Source organism: Enterorhabdus sp. P55 (assembly GCF_009911695.1).
Taxonomy (GTDB): domain Bacteria; phylum Actinomycetota; class Coriobacteriia; order Coriobacteriales; family Eggerthellaceae; genus Enterorhabdus.
Genome location: NZ_QWKK01000036.1, coordinates 1 through 22,871 on the forward strand (window position 1 = coordinate 1; position 22,871 = coordinate 22,871).

The following is a 22,871-nucleotide window of genomic DNA, read 5'->3' on the forward strand; positions in this document are numbered from 1 at the left end:
GGTGCGGGCGCGTCTGCGGGCCACGGCACCGGGGCGGCTGCGGCCGCTCCGGCGAGCACGGCCCGCCCGCCGAGGGCCTGTGTCTCGGCCGGGTCGCCCTCCGAGGGCGGCGTTCTCCGCGACCCGGTTGCCGCGTCCGCAACGCCGCGGGCCGACGCCGTCTGCGAGGCCCTACGGGCCACCGTGGCTGCGCGTGGGCTCGTCGCCCCGGACGCGGCGGCGCTGCTCATGGTGTCGGGCGGGTCGGACTCGACGGCGCTCGCGTACCTCGCGCACCGCCTGCGCGAGGAGGGCTCGCTCGGTGCCGTGGCCATGCTCCACGTGAACCACCAGCTACGCGGGGCCGACGCCGACGCCGACGCCCTGTTCGTCGCCGCGCTTGCCGCGTGCCTGGGGATCCCCCTGTTCTCCTGCGAGGTAGACGTGGCCGGCGAGGCCGCGCGCACCGGCGGCAACGTGGAGGCCGTCGCCCGGCGCGAGCGCTACCAGGCGGCCAACGAGGCGCTGCGCTCGCTCTGTCGCCACGAGGGGCTCCCCCTGGCCGAGGCGCGCATCCTCACGGCGCACACGGCCGACGATCGCATCGAGAGCTTCTACATGCGCTCCATCGTGGGCACCGGGCCGGGCGGCTTCCGATCCATGCGCTACCGCAACGGGCCGGTGGTTCGTCCGCTGCTCGACCTCACGCGGGCGGAGCTGCGTGCGGTGGTGGAGGAGCGGGCCGCCGCCGGGCTGCCCGTCGTGCGCGACGGGGCCGGCGGGCTTTGGCGCGAGGACGCCACCAACGCCCACACCGACCGCTTCCGCGCCTACGTGCGCCATGAGGTGGTTCCCCGTGCGCGACGGTGGAACGCGGCCCTGCCCGACGTGCTCACGCGCACGATGAACCTCATCGCCGACGAGGACGACCTGATGGAGGAGCTGGCAGCCGAGGTCGTGACCGCGCATGCCGTGCCGCTGGCGCCGCATGCGGGCTGCGAGGTCGGCGGCGCGCCGGGAGCGGGCGCTGCCCGGGGGTCGGGCGCCGACGAGGGTGCCGCTGCGGGCGAGCCCGCAGGTGTTGCCGGGATCGGGCGCGCCAGCACGGGCGTCGTTGGGTTCGCAGACGCCGCAGGTTGTGCTGACCGGGGGGCCGATGGGGGCGCGCCGGGAGCAGGCGCTGCCGGGCGCGCTGACGCTGTCGGGGCTGGGCGCGCCGGCACGGGCGTCGCAGGCTGCGCTGACCAGGGCGTTCCCGCCGCGCCCTGGGCGGAGGCCGACTTCGCAGCCGGGTTCCTGCTGACGCCGTCCTTCGGGGGCGTGCGTCGGCCGCTCCAGCGCCGAGCGGTCCGCTGGCTGCTGCAGGCCGTCCTCGGCGCCGACGCCCGCGTGGAGGCTGGTGCCGTCGAGGCCGTCCTGGCCGGCTTCGCGCCCGCCGAGCCCTTGGAAGCGGCGCCCATCCGCCCGCGTGGCGGCTACGTCGCCAACATCCAGGGCGACTTGGCCGTGAGCGCCAACCGCCGCGGCGTGCGCGTAGAGCCCATGGCCGCCTTCCGCTCCCGCCGCAAGCGCGGCTGACGCCTCTCGCGCCCACCCACGAGCGCCCCGTTGTGCCATGGGCGCCACGCATTGTGTCATTTGGTGTGTCATTGGGACACACCAAATGACACCCGCTGCCATTGGGCCAAGGTGCCATTGGAGCGTGCCAACGGTGGCGTGCCATTGGGCGTGCCATTGGGACACACCAAATGGCACCCTCGCTACCTCCTCGTGCGTCAGCCTCGGCCCTGCATCGGCCTCCCTGCGCACCCCCCCCCTCTCTCTTCGCCATCCTGCCCCCGTGCTCGCGTGCCATTTGGTGTGTCCCGTTGGCATCTCGTTTCGCCGCGTGCCATTTGGTGTGTCCCGTTGGCACACCCCGTTGGCACACCGTTCGTTGGCACACCGTTCCCCGGGCACCCCGTTGACGCCGGCCCTGCATCGGCCCCCTGCGCACCCCCCCCGTTGGCGCCAATGGCACCCAATGGCACGCGTCCGCCGCAAGTGCGGTTGATCGTCGCAGCCCCGCGCCCATTTCCGTGCCAGTGCCACTTTTTCGACCCAAATTGGCACTGATTGGCAGTTCGGTACGGTGCGTTTCGGACTTTCGGCCGTCCGAATTGTCATCTCATGCCGTTTTGCAGCGAAAATCGTCATTTTCGTTGCCCTGGGGCCACGCGACACAGAAAATAGGGGGCATTCACCGTACCGAACAGCCAATTAGTGCCACGAAACGCCGAAAAAGTGGCAGCGAGGGGAGATAGACGATGGCAAACGAGGCTCAGGGCGCGTCCGAACGGCCTTTTACAGTGGTGCTCGCCAGCGGGAGCCCGCGGCGGCGCGAGCTGCTCGAGCAAGCCGGCGTGGCCTTCACCGTGCGCACGCCCGTGACGCCGGTGGACGAGACGCTCGAGCCGGATCTGGCCGCCAACCCGGAGGAGGCTGCCAAGAAGCTGGCCGAGCGGAAGGCTGGCGCCGTCGTGCAGGAGGTGCTGGCCGAGGACTTTACCGGCATGCTCATCGTCATCGGCGCCGACACCATGGTGGTGAAGGACGGCGCCATCTTCGGCAAGCCCCGCAGCCTCTCGGACGGCAAGCACATGCTACGCTCCCTCTCCGGTGCCACCCACGAGGTCATCACCGGCGTGTCGGTGTGGATGATCGCAGCTCCTGCGGCCGATGACATCTCGCTGGGCTTTCGCACCTTCGCCGACACGAGCCGCGTGACCTTCCGTGACCTCTCCGACGCCGAGATCGACGACTACCTGCGCAAGGGCGAGTCCTTCGACAAGGCCGGCGCCTACGCCATCCAGGGTGAGGGGGCCGCGCTCGTCGAGCGGCTCGACGGCGCGCTCGACACCGTCATCGGCCTGCCGGCCGAGCGGCTCGTCCGCGAGTTTCCCGACCTCCTGCCTGCGTAGCGCCCGCGCGTCCCGGCGCCGCGCGAATCCCGCCGCGCCCGCTCCTGCGCGCGGGGAATGTGGGCACTTGTGGGACGTTACCGTATTGCCGCCCGGTCGACAGGGGCCAATGGTACACTTCGCAGTGAATGAGGAAATTGCTGACGAACCCGGTCAGTTTCCGGCGTAAAGGCACGTGATCGCGTATTTCTCTCGGGTTCGTCGCCGACGTTGGGAAGGTGCCATGCACGAAGACGTATCCCGCATTATCTTCTCCGAGCAGGAGCTGGTCGACCGCGTGGCGGAGATGGGCGCGGCCATCACCCGCGACTACGCGCCCGTTGCCGACGAGGGCATCGTCATGGTGTCGGTGCTGCGCGGGGCCGCCATCTTCATGGCGGATCTGGCTCGTGCCGTCAAGCTGCCGCTTGAGATGGACTACATGGCCGTCTCGTCCTACGGTGCCGGCGTCAAGAGCTCGGGCGTGGTGCGCATCCTGAAGGACCTCTCGTCGGAGATCACGGGGCGTCACGTCATCATCGCCGAGGACATCCTCGACTCGGGGCTCACGCTCCAGTACCTCATGGAGAACCTGCAGTCGCGCAAGCCTGCCTCGCTTGAGGTGGCCACGCTGCTGCGTAAGCAGACCAAGGCCCAGGCGGACATCCGCTGCCGCTACACGGGCTTCGAGTGCCCCGACGAGTTCATCGTCGGTTACGGGCTGGACTACGCGGAGCGCTACCGCAACCTGCCCTACATCGGCGTGCTCAAGCCCGAGCTCTACCAGTAAAGGAAACCCATGGCAGACGATAACAACAAGAAGCCCAATCCGCAGTTCCAGCAGCCGAACTCGCGCACCACCGTCATCACCGTCATCCTGTTCCTGCTTGTCGCGGTGTTCGTGGGCAGCCAGTTCATGTCGTTCAGCGCGGCCAATAGCAACCCCACGGACAACCTCATCACCTCCGAGTTCGTCCAGGCGGTCGAGCAGGGGCGCGTGGAGAAGGTGGTCTACGCGGCCGGCGACTACACGGTCTCGGGCACCTACTACCCGGCGGCCACGGCCGGCGCCACGGCGGCTGACGCCTTCAACTCCGCCTTCGACGCGCTCAACGCGCGCGTGGCCACGCTCAAGGCCCCCGACGGCGCGGTGCTGCCCGGCGTGGGTACCACCGACCTCGCGCCGGCCACTCTCGGTGCCGTGCACAACTACACTTCCACCTACGTGGGGCAGGACTCGCTCGGTGAGCTGCTGGCCCGCCATCCTGACACGCAGTACCAGGTGACGCTGCCGAGCCCCTTCATGCAGATTCTCGGCTCGCTGCTGCCTATGCTGCTCATCGCCGGCTTGCTGCTGTTCTTCTTCACGCAGATGCAGAAGGCCAACAACTCCCAGATGAGCTTTGGCAAGAACAAGGCCAAGAAGTCGATGGAGGAGCGCCCGGACGTGACCTTCGCCGACGTGGCCGGCGTGGATGAGGCCGTGGAGGAGATGCAGGAGATCAAGGACTTCCTGGCGAATCCGGCCAAGTACCAGTCCATGGGCGCCAAGATCCCGCGCGGCTGCCTCCTGGTGGGCCCTCCGGGCACGGGCAAGACGCTACTCGCGCGCGCCGTGGCCGGCGAGGCGGGCGTGCCGTTCTTCAGCATCTCGGGCTCTGACTTCGTGGAGATGTTCGTGGGCGTGGGCGCGAGCCGCGTGCGCGATCTGTTCAAAGACGCGAAGGAGGCCGCTCCGGCCATCATCTTCATCGACGAGATCGACGCGGTGGGCCGCCAGCGCGGCACGGGTCTCGGCGGCGGGCACGACGAGCGCGAGCAGACGCTCAACCAGTTGCTCGTGGAGATGGACGGCTTCGAGTCCAACGACTCGGTGGTGCTCATCGCCGCCACCAACCGCGCCGACGTGCTCGACCCGGCACTGCTGCGTCCCGGTCGCTTCGACCGCCAGATCGTCGTGGACACCCCTGACGTGAAGGGCCGTCAGCGCATCTTGGAGGTGCACGCCAAGGACAAGCCCATCGGCAGCGACGTCGACCTGGCGAAGGTGGCCAAGATCACCCCCGGCTTCACCGGCGCCGACTTGGCCAACCTCATGAACGAGTCGGCCCTGCTCACCGCTCGCCGCGGCAAGAAGATCATCACCATGCGCGAGGTGAGCGAGTCGATGGAGCGCGTCATCGCCGGCCCGGAGCGCAAGGGCCGCGTGATGAACGAGCAGACCAAGCACACCATCGCCTATCACGAGAGCGGGCACGCCCTGGTGGGGCACCTGCTCGACCACGCCGACCCCGTGCACAAGATCTCGATCATCTCGCGCGGGCGCGCGCTCGGCTACACGCTGTCCATCCCCGACGAGGACAAGGTGCTCAACACCCTCGGCGAGATGAAGGACGACCTGGCCGTGTTCATGGGCGGCCGCGTGGCCGAGGAGATCTTCTGCGACGACATCACCACCGGCGCCTCCAACGACCTGGAGCGGGCGAGCAAGATGGCCCGCGCCATCGTCACCCAGTACGGCATGAGCCCGCTCGGCACCCAGGTGTTCGGCCAGCCCAACCACGAGGTGTTCCTGGGCCGCGACTACGGCAACACCCAGGACTACTCCGAGGAGACCGCTCGCCGCATCGACGAGCAGGTGGCCGTCATCATGAAGGAGGCCCACGACCGGGCGCACGCCATCCTGACGGCGCACGCCGATCAGATGAACCTGATGGCGAGCGTGCTCCTCGAGCGCGAGACCGTGGAGGGCGAGGCCTGCGAGGCCCTGCTCGACAACAAGTGGGACGACTACCTGGCGCGCGAGGACGAGATCATCGCCGCGAAGGAGGCCGAGGAGGCCGCGGCCCGTGCTCGCGACGAGCAGCTGGCCGACCCGAACTGGCGCGAGGAGCGCGTGGAGCCGGGTGACCAGGATCCCAACGCGCCCTACCGCCCGGCGGCCGCAGACGCGAACCGCGCCGACGTGCCCACGCAGGCCGAGGTAGACGCGGAGATTCGCCGCGAGGACATCATGGACGCCACGGCGGCGGCCCCCGCGCCTGCGGATGAGGGTCCTGATGCTGCGGGCGAGCCTGCGACCGGCGAGACGGCCCCGAAGGCCGACGCGCCGGGTGATGCGAGCGGCGGCAACGGCACGAAGTAGCGCCAGCCGTGGCATAATCAGCGAGCAACTGAGAGGGGCGCGTCTCATGGGCGCGCCCCTTGCTGTTGGCGGGCGGCCGCGCCGCCGGGCAGGGGCCCGGGGCGGCCGGCCTGCCGCCGTAGGAGAGGAGACGCCGGTGACCTGGCAGTGCGCATCGTTTGAGTTCGACACCTCCAAGCCCGTCATCATGGGCATCCTGAACGTGACCCCGGACTCGTTCTCGGACGGCGGCCAGTTCGCCTCCGCGGAGGAGGCCGTCGCCCGTGGGCTCGAGCTGGCTGAGGAAGGCGCCGCTATCATCGACGTGGGCGGCGAGTCCACGCGCCCCGGCGCCGATCCGGTGGACGCGGAGGAGGAATGGCGGCGTGTAGGCCCCGTGATCGCCGCGCTCGCGGGTGCGGGCTTGTGCGTGTCGGTCGACACGCGGCGGGCTGAGGTGGCGCGCCGCGCCGTGGAGGCGGGTGCGGCGATCGTCAACGACGTGTCCGGCTTCCGCGACCCGGCCATGCGCGCCATGGCCGCCGCCTGCGATGCGGGCCTGGTGGTCATGCACATGCAGGGCGAGCCGGCCACCATGCAGGACGCGCCGGCCTACGACGACGTGGTGAGCGAGGTGCGTGACTACCTGCGCGACCGCGCAGCCGAGCTGGAGGCCGTGGGCATCGCGCGCGAGCGCATCTGCCTGGATCCGGGCCCTGGCTTCGGCAAGACGGCGTCTCAGACCATCGAGCTCATGCGCAACCTGCACGAGATAGCGCGTCTGGGCTATCCGGTGATGTGCGCCGTCTCGCGCAAGAGCTTCATGAAGAAGGCCTACGGCATCGACGATCCGCTGGCCCGCGACGAGGCGTCCGCCTCAGAGGCGCTCTTGGCCTGCGAGCTGGGCGCGAGCGTGGTGCGCACCCACAACGTGCCCGCCACGGCGGCGGCCCTCGCCGACCTGCGACCCTATGTGCTGCTGGGCCTGGGGGCCAACGTGGCCCTCGTGGCGCATCCCGGCGAGGAGCAGGAGGGCAAGATCGCCCAGCTCAACCACGCCATCGGCCAGCTGTGCCTGCTGCCCGACACCACCATCGTCGACATCGCCGGCTTCTACGGCAGCGAACCGGCCTACCTGACCGATCAGGAGGAGTTCGTGAACACGGTGGTGCTCCTGCGCAGCGGGCTGCCGCCGCTGGAGCTGCTCGACTGCCTCCAGGCGGTCGAGAATAGCCTGGGCCGCGTGCGCGAGGTGCCCAACGGCCCGCGCACCTGCGACATCGACATCCTCGACTACCAGCTGTACCACTTCGCCAACGACCGCCTCACGCTGCCGCACCCGCGCATCTGCGAGCGCGACTTCGTGGTGAAGCCGTTGTTCGAGGTGCGCCCCGGCCACGTCCTGGCCGATGGGACGCCCGTGGACGCGGTTCCCGAGGGCGAGCGCATCGGCCGCGCTTGGAGGCTGTAGGGGCGTCGCCTGACTCCGGTGCGTACGGCACCCGCCCTGAGGGCGCGGCGCCTTCGTGCTGCGTCGGGCGGTAAAATGGCCAAAAATGACGACCTGACGACGTTTTCCGCCTTCTTTCGGGGTCACCGGGTTGTCGAGGAGCGCGCTGGCGAGAAGGCGATTATCTCCGACCTGGGGTTTTGTGTTTCCCCCTCGGCGGCTGCTGTGCAGGCGCTGTCGTCAGGTCGTCATTTTTGGCCATTTTGCGTGCGAGTCCTGCACAAGGAGGCAGGGGAAGAAGGGGAGGAGGCGCCGTGGCGCTGCGATTTCGCGTTGAGAGCCTGGAGGCCGTCGGATCGACTAACGACGAGGTGAAGCGAGCCCTTGAGGCGGGCGAGCCCGAGGGGCTGGCGGTGCGCGCGCGACGCCAGACGGGCGGCTACGGTCGCCAGGGCCGCGCATGGGCGAGCCCCGAGGGTGGGATGTATCTCTCGCTGCTGCTGCGGCCCGACGTCCTGCCGGCCCAGCTCCCCACCCTGAGCCTGGTGACGGGCCTGGCCGTGCGCCGCGCCCTCGCGTCGCTCGTCACGCTGGACGAGGCGCGGCGCATCAAGGTGAAGTGGCCCAACGACGTGATCTACGCTTCCGATCCGGGTCTTGCGGGGGCTGGCGCGGCGGCGCAGGCGGCGGGCGACGCCTTCGTCGCGTGCTCTGCCGATGACGCTTCGGAAGAGGGGAGGCGCACCGCGGGCTCGGCGTCTGGCCAAGACAGCTCCCGCGCCGCTTCGGGCGCCCCTGCCGCAGGAGGAGGGGATGCCGCCTGTGGGGAGGGGGCGCGGAAGGCGTTCCGGAAGCTGTGCGGGATCTCGCTGGAGGGGCATGCGCGGGGCGTGTGCGTGGGGATTGGCGTGAACGTGCTGCCGCCGTCCGTACCTGCGACGGTGGCGGGGAAGAACGCGCCCGCCTACCTGGCCGACCTGGGCTTCGGGTTCACCTGCGAGGCGCGCGGTGCCGTGGACGAGGTGGCTGCCGCCGTCCTGCGCGAGCTGGCCCCGCTCTATGAGCAGTGGGCGAGCGCGGGGTTCGCGCCGCTCGCGGCCGACTATGATGCCCACGCCGCCCTGACGGGACTCGCCCTCACCATGGTGGATCGCAACGATGCCGTGCTGGCCGAGGGCACGGCCGTCGGCGTTGACGAGCGCGGCTGTCTCGTTCTCCGCGCCCCCGACGGCTCCCTCGTTCCCGTGGCCTCTGGCGAGGCCCACATCCGCTAGGCCCCAGGCGCGCGGCGGGGTGCCCGGCGGGCGGATACCCTGCCGGAGTCGGGGCCCCGATCCGGGCGGCCCCCGGCTCCGCCTGGTGCGCCGTCGTCGGCCGGCGAGTTCACCTGCCCGGCCTGCATCCGGTTTCGGGCCCTGGCGGGCCTCGCGTCTTTGGACTCCGCCGCTCCCTCCGAGGCGCTTCGCTTGCTCGCTGCCGCGGGCGCTGGCCCCCGCCTGCTCGGCGCCCCCCCGCCCCGCGTCCGCTGGCGCCCGTCCGCTCGGCGCCTCCCGCTCCGGTGCCGCCTGCCTCCCGCGCCCCATTCGGCGTTGCTGCCGCTTTTGCCCGGGCCGCGTCGGCAGAGGGTGGTTTTGCGAGGTGCCCTGCGGCTCGCGTCCGCCTGGTTCACCTTGGAGCTCTGGCATCTGCGCCTGTGCGTCGGCGGGGCGCGCGGCCCTCCCTATTTTGTCTCAAAGGACACATCTGGACGGCGGACGGCATTAGCCGTTTAGTCTTAAGACCGTCGGCCGGCTTTCCTCACAATGTGCAACTAGTGGAGCAGGTCGGGAGTAGAATGGGCAGGTAGAAAGCACGAGAAAGGCCCTTCATGTCCAACGACGAGTCGAAATCGCATACGACCGAAACGCCGGATTCCTCATCCGCGCCAGCATCCGCTCCGGAGGCGCGAGACGCTGCGGATCCGGCCGCGTCTGCGGCCGCTGCCCCGTCGGCGCGCGTGACGCGGATGGGCACTGAGTCCATTCCGCGCCTCATTACCGAGTTCGCCATTCCCTCGGTGGTCGGCATGGTGGTGAATGGCTCCTACAACATCATCGACTCCGTGTTCCTCGGCCACGCGATGGGCGAGATGGGGCTGTCCGCCGTTACGGTGGCCACGCCCGCCATGATCGTGTTCATGGCGCTCTCCATGCTCGTGGGTACGGGCGGCAACGCACTGGCCGCCCTGCGCCTGGGCGAGGGCAACCGCGATGCCGCGGAGCGCGCGCTCGGCAACGTCATCACCCTGTCGCTCGTGCTGTGGGCGCTTGTGGTCGTGCTGGCGCTGGACCCGGCGGCCATCGACGCGGTGCTCACCCTCTCGAGCGCCACCGACGACGTGCGGCCCTACGCTCGCACGTTCATCCAGATCCTCTGCTACGGCTTCATCCTCCAGTGCATCGGCATGGGCGTCAACAACTTCATCCGCACGGCAGGCGCGCCCAACCGTGCGCTCGGCACCATGGCCATCGGGCTGGTGGCCGCCACGGCGTTCAACTACTGGTTCGTCATCTTGCTGGGCTGGGGCGTGACGGGAAGCGCCCTGGCCACGCTGGCCGGCCAGGCGTGCTCGTGCGGGGCGGTGCTGTGGTACTTCCTGCTCACGAAGGGGGTGCCGCTGCGCCTGCGCGTGAGCTGCCTGCGGCCTGCGCGCCGCGTGGTGGGCACCATCCTGGCCTTCGGATTCCCGGGGTTCGCGCTCCAGGCGGGCGCGGCGCTCGTCAACTTCCTCATCAACTACCAGCTGGTGAAGTACGGCGCGCTGAGCCCTCTGGGCGCCGAGGATGCCCTGGCCTCCATTGGCGTGGTGCAGCGCATCGGCATGTTCACCATCATGCCCATCGTGGGCGTGTCCATCTCCATCCAGCCGCTGCTCGGCTATAACTACGGCGCGCGAAAGATCGGCCGCGTGCGCACCACCCTGTGGCTCGGCATCGCCGGCGCCACGGTGATGTGCGTGGCGGAGTGGGCGGTGGTCATGCTGCTGGCCGGTCCCATCGTGGCCGCCTTCGGCATCTCCCATGACGGGCTGGCGGACTTCACGGCGTTCGCGCTGCGGATATGGCTGCTCCTGCTGCCGTTCATCGGGTTCCAGATCGTGGGCTCCAACTACTTCCAGGCGACGGGCCAGCCGGCGAAGGCCATCTTCCTCACGCTCACGCGCCAGATCATCTTTCTCGTGCCGCTCGTGATGCTGCTGCCTGACGTGCTGCCGTCGGTGGTGCCGGCCCTCGACGGGCTCGATGCGCTGTACGTGGCGGCGCCCGTCTCGGACTTCCTGGCCATCTTTACGGTAGGTGTCTTTTTGGCGTGGGAGATGCGGCGCCTGCGCCGCATGCGGGCTACGCGGACGGAGACGGGGGCGTAAAACTGCCGCTAGCCGCCCGTTTCGAGCGTTTCTCGTCCTCGCTCTACTGGGATAAAGCGCAGACGGTATGATGCACGCTTCCTGCAAGACCCAAGAGGGAAAGGACCAATCTTGGAAACCACGGACGTCAACACGAAAGCGGTGGCTGCCACGCCGTCGCGCACGCGCTCTGTCGCCTTCGTCGGGCTGACCATCGCCATCATGGCGGTGTCGGCGTGGGTCACCATCCCCCTGGGCCCGGTGCCCTTCACCCTGCAGATGTTCGCCGTCACCTTCGCCATCGTGCTGCTCACGCCGGCGCAGGCCCTGGCAGCCATCAGCGGCTACCTGCTGCTCGGAGCCGTGGGGCTGCCGGTGTTCTCGGGCATGCGCGGCGGCATCGGCGTGCTGGCGGGCCCTACCGGCGGCTTTCTGTGGGGCTATCTGTTAGGCGTGGCCGCCGCGGTGTTCCTGCTGCACCTCGTGCGTACGCGCACGAGCTGGGGCGACGGTCGCGGGGCTGTCGCGGCTAGCCCGGCGGAGGCCGCGGCTCTGACGCCGGCGCAGCGCGTTGGGCGCTTCTTGCGCATGTACGGCGTCGAGGTGATGGCCGGCGTCGTGTTCACCGCCATCGCCTACGCCTGTGGCTGCGTCCAGTACGCGGCCGTCGCCGGCGTGAGCCTGGAGGCCGCGTTCATGGTGGCGTGCGCTCCCTTCGTGGTGGTGGACCTCTGCAAGATCGTGGCGGCCGTCACCTGCGCCCGCGCCGTCGAGGCTGCCGTGCGCTAAGGCTTGGCTGGCAGAGGCGAGAGCGCGAAAGGCGCCGTCCTTTGGGGCGGCGCCTTTCGCGTTTGCGGCGGTTGCGGGTCGGGCGGGCCAACAACCTGCTCGTGCGCGCCATCGCCGAGGACTCCGGCCCGATGGTCGACTGGCTGGTCGCTCACGGGTTCCACGCCGATCCGCCACGCCCCGACGCGCGCGAGGACGAGGCGTTCATGTGCGACTTCGGCCGCGGGCAGGAGAAGTTCCAGCGTCTCTACGACGACTACCTGGTGCCGGGAGGCGCCCGCGTCATGACCGAGACGCGCGCGCTCGAGCTGCGCCAGGACGAGCGCGGCGCGGTGATCGGCGTCGAGGCGCAGCGTCAGGACGGCACGCGGGTGCACGTCGCCTGCGGGGCCGTCGTGGTGGCGGCCGGCGGCTTCAGCGGCAGTTCCGCGTTGCTGCGCCGCCTGTGCCACAGCGACAGCTTCTACGACCGCGGCCTCACCACCCAGTGCTCGGGCGAGGGCGTCCTCATGTGCGAGCGCGCTGGCGCCCAGCTGGGGCCCGAGATCATGCCGCACATGCAGGAGTACTTGGCCAATCCGGTGTGCAACTTCACGGACAACCTCATCAAGTACCTCTCCTACGCCGGCTTCCTCACCGTCAATCGGGAGGGCAAGCGCTTCATGAACGAGTGCCTGAACGTCGAGGACGCCATGGGCTCGGGCTGCGCCTCGCTGCGCGTGCAGGGCGGCGCGTACTACTACCTCATCAGCCAGGATCAGGTGGATGCCATCCGCGAGCGCGGCGTGGGCGGCTACTTCGACGGACGCTTGGGCGACTACCTGAGCAAGTCGGTGGCGTCGCGCGCGCTCGTGCCCATCCCCAACCTCCAGGAGAGCCTGGATGAGGCGGTGGCGAGGGGCCAGGCGTGGCGTGGCGAGAGCGCCGAAGAGCTGGCCGCGCTGGTCGGATTCCCCGATCCGGCCGTTTTCGTGGCGACGCTCGCGCGCTACAACGAGCTCTGCCACCGCGGCGTGGACGAGGACTTCGGCAAGATCTCCCCGCTCATGAACGAGCACGCGATGCCGCTGTACGCGATACGCTCGGTCATCCCCATCATGGGAACGCTCGGCGGCGTGAGGGTGAACGAGCGCCTCGAGGCCCTCGGCCGCGACGGCGCGCCCATCCCCGGCCTCTACGTAGCCGGCCAGGAGGGATCGGGCTTCTACACCTACCCCTACTACTCCACCCGCTGCATCACCACCACCTACGCCTACTGCTCCGGGAGGATAGCCGGCAAAAATGCCGCCGGATACGCAACGTCTCGCTGATGGCGGCATGAAAAGGGGGCGCCCTTTCGGGCGCCCCCTTCGGCGGTGCTTGGGGCGGCTGCTACGCCTTGAAGCGGTAGCCGTAGCCGCGGACGGTCTCGACGAGGGCCGGGTCGTAGCCGGCGGACTGGATCTTGTCGCGGAGGCGCTTGATGTGGGTGTCCACCGTCTTCGTCTCGGTGAGGTACTCCCAGCCCCAGGCGTCGCGCAGCAGGTCCTCGCGCGAGACCACCTTGCCGGCGCTCTTCATGAGGCTGGCCAGCAGCTCGAACTCGCGGGGGGTCAGGTCGATCTCGCCCTTGTCGCCCGACGCGGTGTGGGCGTCCTCGTCCAGCGTGATGCCGCTGGCGGTGACGGCGTTGGAGGCGCCGGGGTAGTCGCCGCCGGAGCCGCGGCGCAGCAGGGCGCGCACGCGGGCGATGAGCTCGCGGACACCGAAGGGCTTGGCCAGGTAGTCGTCGCCGCCGATCTCCAGGCCCACCACCTTGTCCAGCTCGGTGTCGCGCGCCGAGAGGAACAGCACGGGGACGGTGGTCTTGGAGCGCAGGCGGCGGCAGAGCTCGTAGCCGTCCATGCCCGGCAGCATGATGTCGAGGATGAACAGGTCGTAGCTGTTCTTGCCGGCGAGAGCGAGCGCCTCTTCGCCGTTGTCCACCACGTCAGCCGCGTAGCCCTCCTTCTTGAGGGCGTAACTGACGAATTCGGTGATTGATGGCTCGTCGTCAACGACAAGGATGCGGCTTGGTGCCTCAGTCATTTCTGTGCCTTTCTCTCGTCATCCCGACGATTAGACCCGGAGGGCTGATCGTTGCTGGATTGCTATAATGCACTGCGTTCACTATAAACGTTTACCCGCAAAAGTGATGGGGCTTGTCACAATTATGTTACTTGCTGCTGACATTGGAAACACGCAGACGGTAGTGGGGGTCTACCAGGGCTCTGACCTGGCCTGCATGTGGCGTCTGGCCACCAATCCGGCCACTACTGCCGATGAGGTGCGCGTCATGCTGCTGCCGCTGTTCGAGTCCGCCGGGCTGGCGCTTTCGGACGTCGACCGCGCCGCGCTGGCGTCGGTGGTGCCGCAGCTGACCGGCGCCTGGTGCCGCGCCATCCGCGACGGCGCGGGGGTCGAGGCGCTTGTGTGCTCGGCCCAGACGGCGGGCTCGCTGTTCAAGGCCAGCTACCCCAACCCGCTCGAGATCGGCGCCGACCGCGTGGCTGACGCCGTGGGCGCACGGTCGCGCTATGGCGAGCCGGTGGTGGTGGTGGACTTCGGCACCGCCACCAACATCGAGGTCATCGACGCGGAGGGCTTCTTCGTGGGCGGCATCATCGCGCCCGGCCTGCAGACGAGCGCCCAGACGCTCTTCTCCCGCGGCGCGCAGCTGCCGGCCATCAACCTGACGGCGCCGGGGGATCCCATCGGCGTGAGCACGGTGACGGCCATGCAGTCCGGCATCGTGCTGGGCGAGGTCGACCGCGTGGACGGCCTCGTGCGGCGCATCTTCGGCCAGCTGGGCTACGAGGGAACCGTCGTGGCCACCGGTGGCCTGGCGCCGCTCATCGCGCCGCACTCCCAGACCATCACCCACGTGGACGGCGAGCTCACCTTGGAGGGCCTGCGCCTCATCGCCGACGCCGCGGAGCGGTAGGCGGCACAGGTGCGGGCGGCTGCCACTTTTTTGGAGTTTGGTGGCACTAATGGGCAGTTCGGTACGGTTGGATCCCTCCGTTCTGCCCTCTTTCGCCTTCGAGAGATGACGCGCCAAGGCGTTTTCCCAGGTCGCGATTGTTCGCCCGCTGCGCATGAGGCGGTCAGACCGTACCAAACTGCCCATTAGTGCCATCTGTCGGGCAAAAAGTGGCACCGGGCGGCTCGGGCGTGGGACGGCTCCCGCCTGTGTCGCGCGTGTTCCGGCCGTCAGTCGTGGAAGTTTCGCCGCCGCGGCCGTCGCGCCTCCCCGACGCGCCGCCCGCAGGTAGAATGCCCTTATTCGGTACGGGGGAGGCCCTGGCTGCGCGCCCCGCGGGTGCGGGGCGGCCGAGCGCGGGCCTCAAGCGAAGAGAAAGCGGGGACGCAGTGCTGACCGACATCGAGATCGCCCAGGCCGCCACGCCGGAGCGCATCGGCGCCATCGCCGAGAAGGCGGGCATCGACGAGAAGTACCTCGAGCTCTACGGCAATTACAAGGCGAAGGTGGACTACAACCTGCTGCGCCAGGAGGATCACGAGCCGGGCAAGCTGATTCTCGTCACGGCCATCAACCCCACGCCCGCCGGCGAGGGCAAGACCACCACCACGGTGGGCCTGGCCGACGCGCTCGCCCAGCGCGGCAAGAACGTCATGGTGGCGCTGCGCGAGCCCTCGCTCGGCCCCGTCTTCGGCATCAAGGGCGGCGCCGCTGGCGGCGGATACGCCCAGGTGGTGCCCATGGAGGACATCAACCTACACTTCACCGGCGACTTCCATGCCATCGGCGCGGCCAACAACCTGCTCGCGGCCCTGCTCGACGCGCACATCCAGAACGGCAACGAGCTGGGCATCGACGTGCGCAAGATCACCTGGAAGCGCGTGGTGGACATGAACGACCGCCAGCTGCGCCACATCGTGGACGGCCTGGGCGGCAAGGCCCACGGCGTTCCGCGCGAGGACGGCTTCGACATCACCGTGGCCTCCGAGGTCATGGCCGTGTTCTGCCTGGCCACCTCCATCACCGACCTCAAGGAGCGCCTCGGCCGCATCGTGGTGGGCTACACCTACGATGACAGGCCCGTCACCGCTCATGACCTGCATGCCGAGGGCGCGATGACCGCGCTGCTCAAGGACGCGCTCAAGCCCAACCTCGTCCAGACGCTCGAGGGCACCCCGGCCTTCGTGCACGGCGGTCCTTTCGCCAACATCGCCCACGGCTGCAACTCCATCATGGCTACCCGCATGGCCATGGCGCTCGGCGACTACTGCGTGACCGAGGCCGGCTTCGGCGCCGACCTGGGCGCGGAGAAGTTCCTCGACATCAAGTGCCGCCTGGCGGGCCTCAAGCCCGACGCGGTGGTGGTCGTGGCCACCGTGCGCGCGCTCAAGAACCACGGCGGCGTGGCCAAGGCCGACCTCAACGAGGAGAACCTCGAGGCGCTCGAGGCAGGCCTGCCCAACCTGCTGCAGCATGTGGAGAACATCACCAACGTGTACCACCTGCCCTGCGTGGTGGCCATCAACGCCTTCCCGACCGACACCCCCGCCGAGCTGGCGCTCGTCGAGGAGAAGTGCCGTGAGCTGGGCGTGAACGTGGCGCTCTCCGAGGTGTGGGCGAAGGGCGGCGCGGGCGGCCTGGCCCTTGCCGACGAGGTGGTGCGCCTGTGTGCGGAGGGCGACGCCGAGGGCCGCAGTGCCGAGACGTTCGCGTTCTCCTACGACGATGGGCTGTCCATCGCCGAGAAGATCGAGGCCATCGCCCAGCGCATCTATCGCGCCGACGGCGTGGTGTTCGAGCCGGCCGCCAAGAAGGAGATCGCGCAGCTCGAGGCGCTCGGCTTCGGCGGCATGCCCGTGTGCATGGCCAAGACGCAGTACTCCTTCAGCGACGACGCCGCCAAGCTCGGCGCGCCGCGCGGCTTCACCATCACCGTGCGCCAGGTGAAGGTGTCGGCCGGCGCCGGCTTCATCGTGGCGCTGACGGGCTCCATCATGACGATGCCCGGCCTGGGCAAGACGCCTGCCGCCTTCAAGATCGACGTCGACGAGAACGGCGTCATCTCGGGGCTGTTCTAGGCTTGCTGCTTTGAGTGGAGAAGGGCCCGCAGCATGAGGCTGCGGGCCCTTCTGCTGCTAGAATGACCGGCGCTGGCAGAGTCCGATGCGGGCGGCGCTTCTTCACTATGAAAGGAGTGACGCCTCATGCTGAAAGAAGTTCTCATTCGCGTCTTGACGGCACCGCCGAACTGGGTGGTCCTGGTTTTCATGGGGATCGACCGGTACGAGCGATGGAAGTAAAAGCAATCGGATGGAGCGGGAGAGCAATAAAAAGCCCGGCGGCAACCGGGCTTAATCACTAGCACCGCGCCGCCCGTACGCAGGTTGACGACCTACGGGCTTTGCCAGTGCACCTGCATTATAGCCGCCTTGCGCCCGAAGGGCAACGAAGGCGGAGGACTGGAAGGAGACGTCCTATGGTGGATACGGGGTTTCTGGATGCGCTGGCTTCCAAGGAGCCGACGCCGGGCGGCGGAGGGGCGGCGGCCTACGCGGGCGCGCTGGCGGCAGCGCTGTCCTCGATGGTGGGCAGCCTCACCGTGGGGAAGAAGCGCTACGCCGCGGTAGAGGGTCAGATGCAGGCCGAGCTGCGCGAGTTGGACGTGACACGCGCGCGACTGGTGGCGCTCATCGACGCCGACGCTGCGGCCTTTGCGCCGCTGGCCGCTGCCTACGGCCTGCCGCGCGAGACGCCCGAGGAGCGGGCCGCCAAGGACGCGGCGCTCCAGGCGGCGCTCGTGGAGGCGTGTGAGGTGCCGCTGGAGATCATGCGCCAGTGTCTGCTGGTGGTGGAGTCGTGCGACTTCATGGCGCGCAACGGCAGCGCGCTGGCCGTGTCCGACGCGGGCGCGTCAGCCGTGCTGGCCAAAGCGGCGCTCCAGGCGGCCAGCTTGAACGTGGTGATCAACGTGGCGTCGATGGCCGACGCCGAGCGCGCGGCTCGCTATGCGGACGAGGCCGACATGCTGCTGGACGCCGGCTGCGCCCAGGCCGACGCCGTGTTCGCGTACGTGGCGGGGCGTTTGCGCGGCTAGGCGCGGACGAGACGGAGGAGTCCAGACGCGGGCCTGACGGCGAAGGGCGCCTGCGCGGCTGGGCACGGGTGCGCGCGGCATCGCCCCCGGCTTGGCTGCGTTGCGCGGGGCTGCGCCTCGGGGTCGCGCGGGACCGCATCCCGGTGTTGCGCGAGGCTGGCTGCAATTTCGTGCGGTTTTGCACCGGTGCTTTCGCGTTACGCGGGCGCACGGCGGTGCGTGTCGGACAGAGTGCCTGAGAAAAGCCCAGACTAACTTTTCTGGGGTCTTGGATGGGCGCGTGGTGGAGTGCAGAACCGTGCGAATTTGCAAGATGACGCTGGTTTTCGAAGGAAGCGAGAGGGAAGGAGGCGCCATGGCGCGCATCTTGGCGGGCAAGGACGTGGTGGAGGCCCTGCGGGAGGATCTGGCGGGGCGCGTGGAGGCGCTGGGTGAGCGCGGCGTCACGCCGTGCCTGGCCATCGTGCGGGTGGGCGAGCGGCCCGATGACGTGTCCTATGAGCGCACGGCCGTGCGCCGCGCTGAGGGGCTGGGGGTGGCGGTGCGCCGCTTCGAGCTGCCGGCCGACGCTACGCAGGCACAGCTCGAGGCCGTCATCGACGAGGTGAACGCCGATACGGCCATCCACGGCTGCCTGCTGTTCCGCCCGCTGCCGTCGCAGATGGACGAGCGCGCCGTGTGCGATCGGCTCGATGCCGCCAAGGACGTCGACGGCATCTCGTCGGCGTCGCTCGCGGGTGTGTTCGCGGATACGGGCGAGGGCTTCCCGCCGGCCACGGCGCAGGCCTGCCTGGAGATGCTCGACTTCCATGGCGTCCCCGTGGCGGGACGACATGCGGTGGTGGTGGGGCGCAGCCTGGTGATCGGGCGGCCGGTGGCGATGATGCTGCTGGCGCGCGACGCCACGGTGACGCTGTGCCACTCGCGCACCGAGGCCCTGGCCGAGCACGTGCGCGCGGCGGACATCGTGGTGTGCGCGACGGGGCGGGCCCGCTCCTTCGGGCCGGAGTGCTTCCGCGCCGGACAGGTGGTGCTCGACGTGGGCATCAACTTCGACGAGGAGGGCGCGCTCTGCGGGGACGTGGACTTCGCCGCGGTGGAGCCCGTGCTCGGCGATGACGGGGCCATCACCCCCGTTCCCGGCGGGCTCGGTAGCGTCACCACCAGCACGACGATGGCCCATGTCGTGGCTGCCGCCGAGGCGGCTGTGCGCTAGGCGACGGACTGCTCGGGAGGCGGGGGAGCTATGCACGATCTGAGCAAGACCATGTTCTACAAGACTTCGTTCGACGTCCGGTCGGTGGACGAGGAGGGCGATGCGCTCTGGAGCCTCATCTGCAGCCTGCGACTGTGGGCGACTCGCAAGTATCCGGCCCTGCCGCGGGAGGCGTCCTTCTGGAGCGCCCTCAAGCAGACCCACCGGGCGGAGGAGGCCGGCGTGAGGTTCCGGTCGGAGCTCTGCCTCGAAGGCGAGGGGCCGAGTCACTGGGCGCTCGCCATCGAGGAGGTCTTCGCCGAGCCGGATAAGGCGCCGCGCCACTGGACGACGGAGGTGACGTTCGCCTGGACGGAAAGGCGCGCGGGCCACGCTGCCATCGCGTTGTCCTACGGCGACCGGCCGGGCTTCCTCGGCCCCTGCCAGCCGCGGCCCTCCTGCACCACGCCCGGCTTCATCCGCGCTATCTTGGAAAACGATCGCCTGGCGTGCACCTCGTCGGGCCGAGCCGTCTCCCTCGATCCCCGCGAGCTGCGCGTCGGCGACTTCAAGGCGTTCTGGGAGCTTGTCGCCGACGAGGCGCGCGAGACGCCTGTGATCTACGTGAGCCCCCGCTTCGACGGCGACGAGGCGCGCTTCGCGGTGGCCCCGCAGCGCATCGCCGCCTCGCTTGGGCCGTCTGCCTTCGTGTTCTTCTCGCAGGATCGCGCGTTCGTCCAGGAGATGGGCGCGCTCATCCCCGACCTTGCCCTGCGCTGCGACGGCGGGACGGTGCGCGTCTACGCCACGCGGCCGCGGATGGCGGACGGCCGCGACCGCGCCCGCCACCGCTTCTTTCTGACGCGGGACATCGAGGCGATGGGCGAGGATGACTTCGTCTTGCTACTCCGCCGGGCCCTCGCCCAAGACGTGCACTTCTACGAGGACATGATGCGGGCAGACGCGGTGAAGCGCCGGCGCGGGCGTCTCGTCTTCGAGCGGCAGGTGCGCGACCGGTCGCTGTCCGACGCTTTCGCGCTGGTGGAGAAGGCGGAGGGCGACCGGATGACGGCCGAGGAGCTCATGGAGGACTTGAGCCAGGAAAACGAGCAGCTCGAACGGCGTTGCGATGAGCTCAAGGCCGCCCTCTACGTAGCCAACGCGAAGGCGGAGGCGCTTGAGGGCCAGGCGGCCCGGGCCGGCGGCGCCGAGCCGGGCGTGGGTGCCCTGGGCCGCTTCCCGCTGTCCTACGACGCGGTGGCCCTGCTGTTCCGCGAGCACTATGGCGAGCGCATCGACTTCACCGACCGCGCGCGCAAGTCCTTCGGCACGTGCATCACCGAGGTCGGCCTCGTCTGGAACGCGCTGCGCGACTTGTGCGAGATCGCGCATCCCCTCTACGCCGAAGGGAGGCGGGGGATCTGGCCAAGGCGTTCAATTCCCGCTCCGAGTTCTCGCTGAAGCGCGGGGCGGGGATGATGACGCGCAAGGACGGCCGGCTCATGGAGCAGTACGTGGATGTCTACCAGGGCCGCGAGATCAAGGTGGAGACCCACCTCGCGAAGGGAAACGACGACTCGAGCAGCCGCAGCCTGCGCCTCTACTTCGGCTTCGACCGGGAGAGCGGGCGGATCGTCGTGTCATCTGTCGGGAAGCACCTGGACAGCTACCTCACGAGGTCGATGAGGTAGGCGGGCCTCGCGCAGGGGGAGGCGCCGCTGGCGTCAGCGACCCGGCGGCTTTCGCGGAGCGCCGCGGAGGGCGGCTGGCCGGACGCGGAAAAGCGGAGAGTCGGTGGGGTTTCGGGCGCCGGGCGCCGGTTGGCGTACCATGGCCCCATGGCTAACGGACTTACCTACCTGCGCAACACCACCACGCCCGAGGCGACCAAGCAGCTCGCTTCCACGCTGGCTCCCTACCTGCGGGCGGGGGATGTGGTGGTGCTCAACGGCGACCTGGGCGCCGGCAAGACCCAGTTCGTGCAGGGGGTGGCGGCGGCCCTCGGCGTGCGCGCCGCGGTGACGAGCCCCACCTTCAACATCCTGCTCGAGTACCACGAGGGCGCGCTCCCGCTCTACCACTTCGACTTGTACCGCCTGGACGAGCCCTCCCAGCTCGATGACATCGACTACTTCGGCGTTATTGACGGAGACGGCGCGTCGTTCGTGGAGTGGGCCGAGAAGTTTCCCGACGAGCTGCCCTACGACTACCTGGAGATCACCATCACCGCCGATGAGCGCGGGACGCGCCGCGTCGTCGCGCACTCCTACGGCTCGCGTTCGCGCCAGCTTCTGTGCGTGTGGGCCAACGACTCGAAGGCGCGGCTGGGCAAGACCCAGCTCTGACGCCCGCGCAGCGCCCGCCTCTGCCGCGCCTCCCGTGCCGCAGGTGCCCATGAGGTAGAATGCAGGCAGCTCTCAACGCAGATCAGGAAGGGAAAACGCTCCATGGAACCCATCGCGTCGCCGCTGGTGCTCGCCTTCGACACGGCCAACGAGGTCATCGCCATCGGGCTGGGACGACTTGACGCGGCGGGGCGCTCCGTCGCCCCCGTGGCCACGGCTGAGGTCGAGGCGCGCCGCGCGTCCAACACCCAGCTCATCCCCCGCGTGGATGCGCTGTTGGCCGAGGCCGGCGCTGTGCGCGGGCAGCTGGCGTGCGTGTGCGTGGGGCGCGGCCCGGGGTCGTTCACCGGGGTGCGCATCGCCCTGGCGGCGGCCAAGGGCATCGCGAGCGCGCTCGGCATCGGGCTGGTAGGCGTGTCCACGCTCGACGCCGTGGCCTGGGGCGCCTGGGCTGCGGGCGCGCGCGGCGAGGCGCTCGTGGCGGCCGACGCCATGCGCAAGGAGGTCTATCCGGTGCGCTATGCGCTAACCGCGGACGGCCCGGTGCGGCAGGGCGCCGACCGCGTGCTCAAGGCGGAGGAGGCGGCTGCGGAGGCCGTGGTCGAGGGAGGCTTGCTCGTGGCCGGCGACGCCCTGCGCAAGTACGCCGCGCTGTTCGAGCCGGCCGGCACGCTTTTGCCCGAGGGCACGTGGACGCCCACGGGCGCGGGGCTCCTGCGCGCGCTCGAGGACGCCTGGCGGGCGGGGGAGTGCGACCCCCTGGACGCGACGCGCCATCAGCCGGCCCTCGTTCTGCCGGTGTACACGCGCCTCTCGGACGCGGAGGAGGCCGAGCGCGCCCGCCTGGCGAAGGACGATCCGACGCTTGCCGGCGCTCGCGGCAGCCGGCATGTCACCATGAACGACACAGCCGTGGCCAACGCCCGGGCCGATGCGCGCGGCGTCGCCCTCAAGCCGCTTGACCGCGCCCACGCCGGCGCGGTGGCCGCGCTCGAGGCGCGCGTCATGGGCAGCGACGCCTGGTCGGAAGCGCTTGTGGCCGACGAGCTGGGCCGCGCCGACCGTGTGTGGTGGGCCGCCTACGCGGCTGACCCCGCCATGCCGCTGCCGGCCGACGCGCCGCTTGTCGGCTACGCCGGCGGCTGGGTGGTGGACGGCGACGTGCAGGTGCTCAAGGTGGGCGTCGACGAGGCCTTCCGCCGTCGCGGGCTAGCCCGTGCCCTCGTGGCGCGCGTGGCGGCCGACGCCCGCAGCCTGGGCGCGCGCACGGCCTCTCTTGAGGTGCGCGCGGGGAACGAGGGCGCCCGCGCGCTCTACGAGGCGCTCGGCTTCGCGAGCCTGGGCACGCGCCCGCGTTACTACTCGGACGGCGAGGACGCGGTGATCATGCGCGCCGAGGTGCTGCCGGCGGATGCTGGCGCGCTCGGCGGTGCGGATGCGGCCACCGTGGCCGGCATGGCCGTGGTGAACCACGCCGAGCCGGCGGAGGCGGCGCATGCGGGGGGTGCCACCCTGGCGGGCGCCGGCGAGGGCGGGTCGGCGCCTGGCGCGGGGGACGCGCGCGACGCCG

18 protein-coding genes are annotated in these 22,871 nt (G+C 69.9%); 17 read left to right on the forward strand and 1 reads right to left on the reverse strand.

Going from position 1 to position 22,871, the window contains the following annotated elements:
* The 9 genes from tilS to D1643_RS05245 form a co-directional block, all read left to right on the forward strand.
* On the forward strand, window positions 1–1,557 hold a 1,557-nt coding region (tilS, locus tag D1643_RS11795), incomplete at its 5' end, for a tRNA lysidine(34) synthetase TilS (RefSeq protein ID WP_236643392.1).
* 728 nt (window positions 1,558–2,285) lie between these two features.
* Complete coding sequence (locus D1643_RS05210; RefSeq protein ID WP_160709331.1) at window positions 2,286–2,939, forward strand: nucleoside triphosphate pyrophosphatase; 654 nt, start codon at window positions 2,286–2,288, stop codon at window positions 2,937–2,939.
* 223 nt (window positions 2,940–3,162) lie between these two features.
* Entirely contained in the window at window positions 3,163–3,708 is a 546-nt protein-coding gene (gene hpt / locus D1643_RS05215) for a hypoxanthine phosphoribosyltransferase (RefSeq protein WP_160709333.1), read from the forward strand.
* A gap of 9 nt (window positions 3,709–3,717) precedes the next feature.
* Entirely contained in the window at window positions 3,718–6,063 is a 2,346-nt protein-coding gene (gene ftsH / locus D1643_RS05220; RefSeq protein WP_236643393.1) for an ATP-dependent zinc metalloprotease FtsH, read from the forward strand.
* Between the two features lie 136 nt (window positions 6,064–6,199).
* Entirely contained in the window at window positions 6,200–7,513 is a 1,314-nt protein-coding gene (gene folP / locus D1643_RS05225) for a dihydropteroate synthase (protein WP_160709335.1), read from the forward strand.
* Window positions 7,514–7,806: 293 nt separating this feature from the next.
* Complete coding sequence (locus D1643_RS05230; protein WP_160709337.1) at window positions 7,807–8,766, forward strand: biotin--[acetyl-CoA-carboxylase] ligase; 960 nt, start codon at window positions 7,807–7,809, stop codon at window positions 8,764–8,766.
* Window positions 8,767–9,497: 731 nt separating this feature from the next.
* On the forward strand, window positions 9,498–10,898 hold the full coding sequence (locus tag D1643_RS05235; protein ID WP_160709340.1) for an MATE family efflux transporter: 1,401 nt from the start codon (window positions 9,498–9,500) through the stop codon (window positions 10,896–10,898).
* Window positions 10,899–11,099: 201 nt separating this feature from the next.
* Window positions 11,100–11,666 (forward strand): biotin transporter BioY, encoded by a 567-nt coding sequence (locus tag D1643_RS05240; RefSeq protein WP_160709356.1) that lies wholly within the window; start codon window positions 11,100–11,102, stop codon window positions 11,664–11,666.
* Window positions 11,667–11,728: 62 nt separating this feature from the next.
* On the forward strand, window positions 11,729–12,976 hold the full coding sequence (locus tag D1643_RS05245; RefSeq protein ID WP_160709342.1) for an FAD-binding protein: 1,248 nt from the start codon (window positions 11,729–11,731) through the stop codon (window positions 12,974–12,976).
* Between the two features lie 61 nt (window positions 12,977–13,037).
* Here the strand turns inward: D1643_RS05245 and D1643_RS05250 are convergent, their stop codons facing one another.
* Window positions 13,038–13,733 (reverse strand): response regulator transcription factor, encoded by a 696-nt coding sequence (locus D1643_RS05250; RefSeq protein WP_160709344.1) that lies wholly within the window; start codon window positions 13,731–13,733, stop codon window positions 13,038–13,040.
* Window positions 13,734–13,857: 124 nt separating this feature from the next.
* Here D1643_RS05250 and D1643_RS05255 point away from each other — a divergent pair, with 124 nt between their 5' ends.
* The 8 genes from D1643_RS05255 to tsaB all read left to right on the forward strand — a co-directional run.
* Window positions 13,858–14,628 carry a type III pantothenate kinase gene (locus tag D1643_RS05255; RefSeq protein WP_160709346.1) on the forward strand — a complete coding sequence of 257 codons (771 nt, stop codon included), beginning with the start codon at window positions 13,858–13,860 and terminating at the stop codon, window positions 14,626–14,628.
* Window positions 14,629–15,056: 428 nt separating this feature from the next.
* Window positions 15,057–16,745, forward strand: a complete 1,689-nt coding sequence (locus D1643_RS05260; protein ID WP_160709348.1) for a formate--tetrahydrofolate ligase — start codon at window positions 15,057–15,059, stop codon at window positions 16,743–16,745.
* Window positions 16,746–17,143: 398 nt separating this feature from the next.
* Window positions 17,144–17,761: a cyclodeaminase/cyclohydrolase family protein gene (locus D1643_RS05265; RefSeq protein WP_201750978.1), complete on the forward strand. Its 618-nt coding sequence runs from the start codon at window positions 17,144–17,146 to the stop codon at window positions 17,759–17,761.
* A 355-nt stretch (window positions 17,762–18,116) separates the two neighbouring features.
* Window positions 18,117–18,977, forward strand: coding sequence for a bifunctional 5,10-methylenetetrahydrofolate dehydrogenase/5,10-methenyltetrahydrofolate cyclohydrolase (locus D1643_RS05270; RefSeq protein ID WP_160709350.1), 861 nt, complete (start codon window positions 18,117–18,119; stop codon window positions 18,975–18,977).
* A gap of 30 nt (window positions 18,978–19,007) precedes the next feature.
* Window positions 19,008–20,417 (forward strand): hypothetical protein, encoded by a 1,410-nt coding sequence (locus D1643_RS05275; RefSeq protein ID WP_160709352.1) that lies wholly within the window; start codon window positions 19,008–19,010, stop codon window positions 20,415–20,417.
* 14 nt (window positions 20,418–20,431) lie between these two features.
* Window positions 20,432–20,647 carry a hypothetical protein gene (locus tag D1643_RS05280; protein WP_160709354.1) on the forward strand — a complete coding sequence of 72 codons (216 nt, stop codon included), beginning with the start codon at window positions 20,432–20,434 and terminating at the stop codon, window positions 20,645–20,647.
* Window positions 20,648–20,794: 147 nt separating this feature from the next.
* Complete coding sequence (gene tsaE / locus D1643_RS05285; protein WP_201750979.1) at window positions 20,795–21,301, forward strand: tRNA (adenosine(37)-N6)-threonylcarbamoyltransferase complex ATPase subunit type 1 TsaE; 507 nt, start codon at window positions 20,795–20,797, stop codon at window positions 21,299–21,301.
* A gap of 102 nt (window positions 21,302–21,403) precedes the next feature.
* Window positions 21,404–22,871, forward strand: a 1,468-nt coding sequence (gene tsaB / locus D1643_RS05290) for a tRNA (adenosine(37)-N6)-threonylcarbamoyltransferase complex dimerization subunit type 1 TsaB (RefSeq protein WP_201750980.1), incomplete at its 3' end; no start/stop codon positions are given.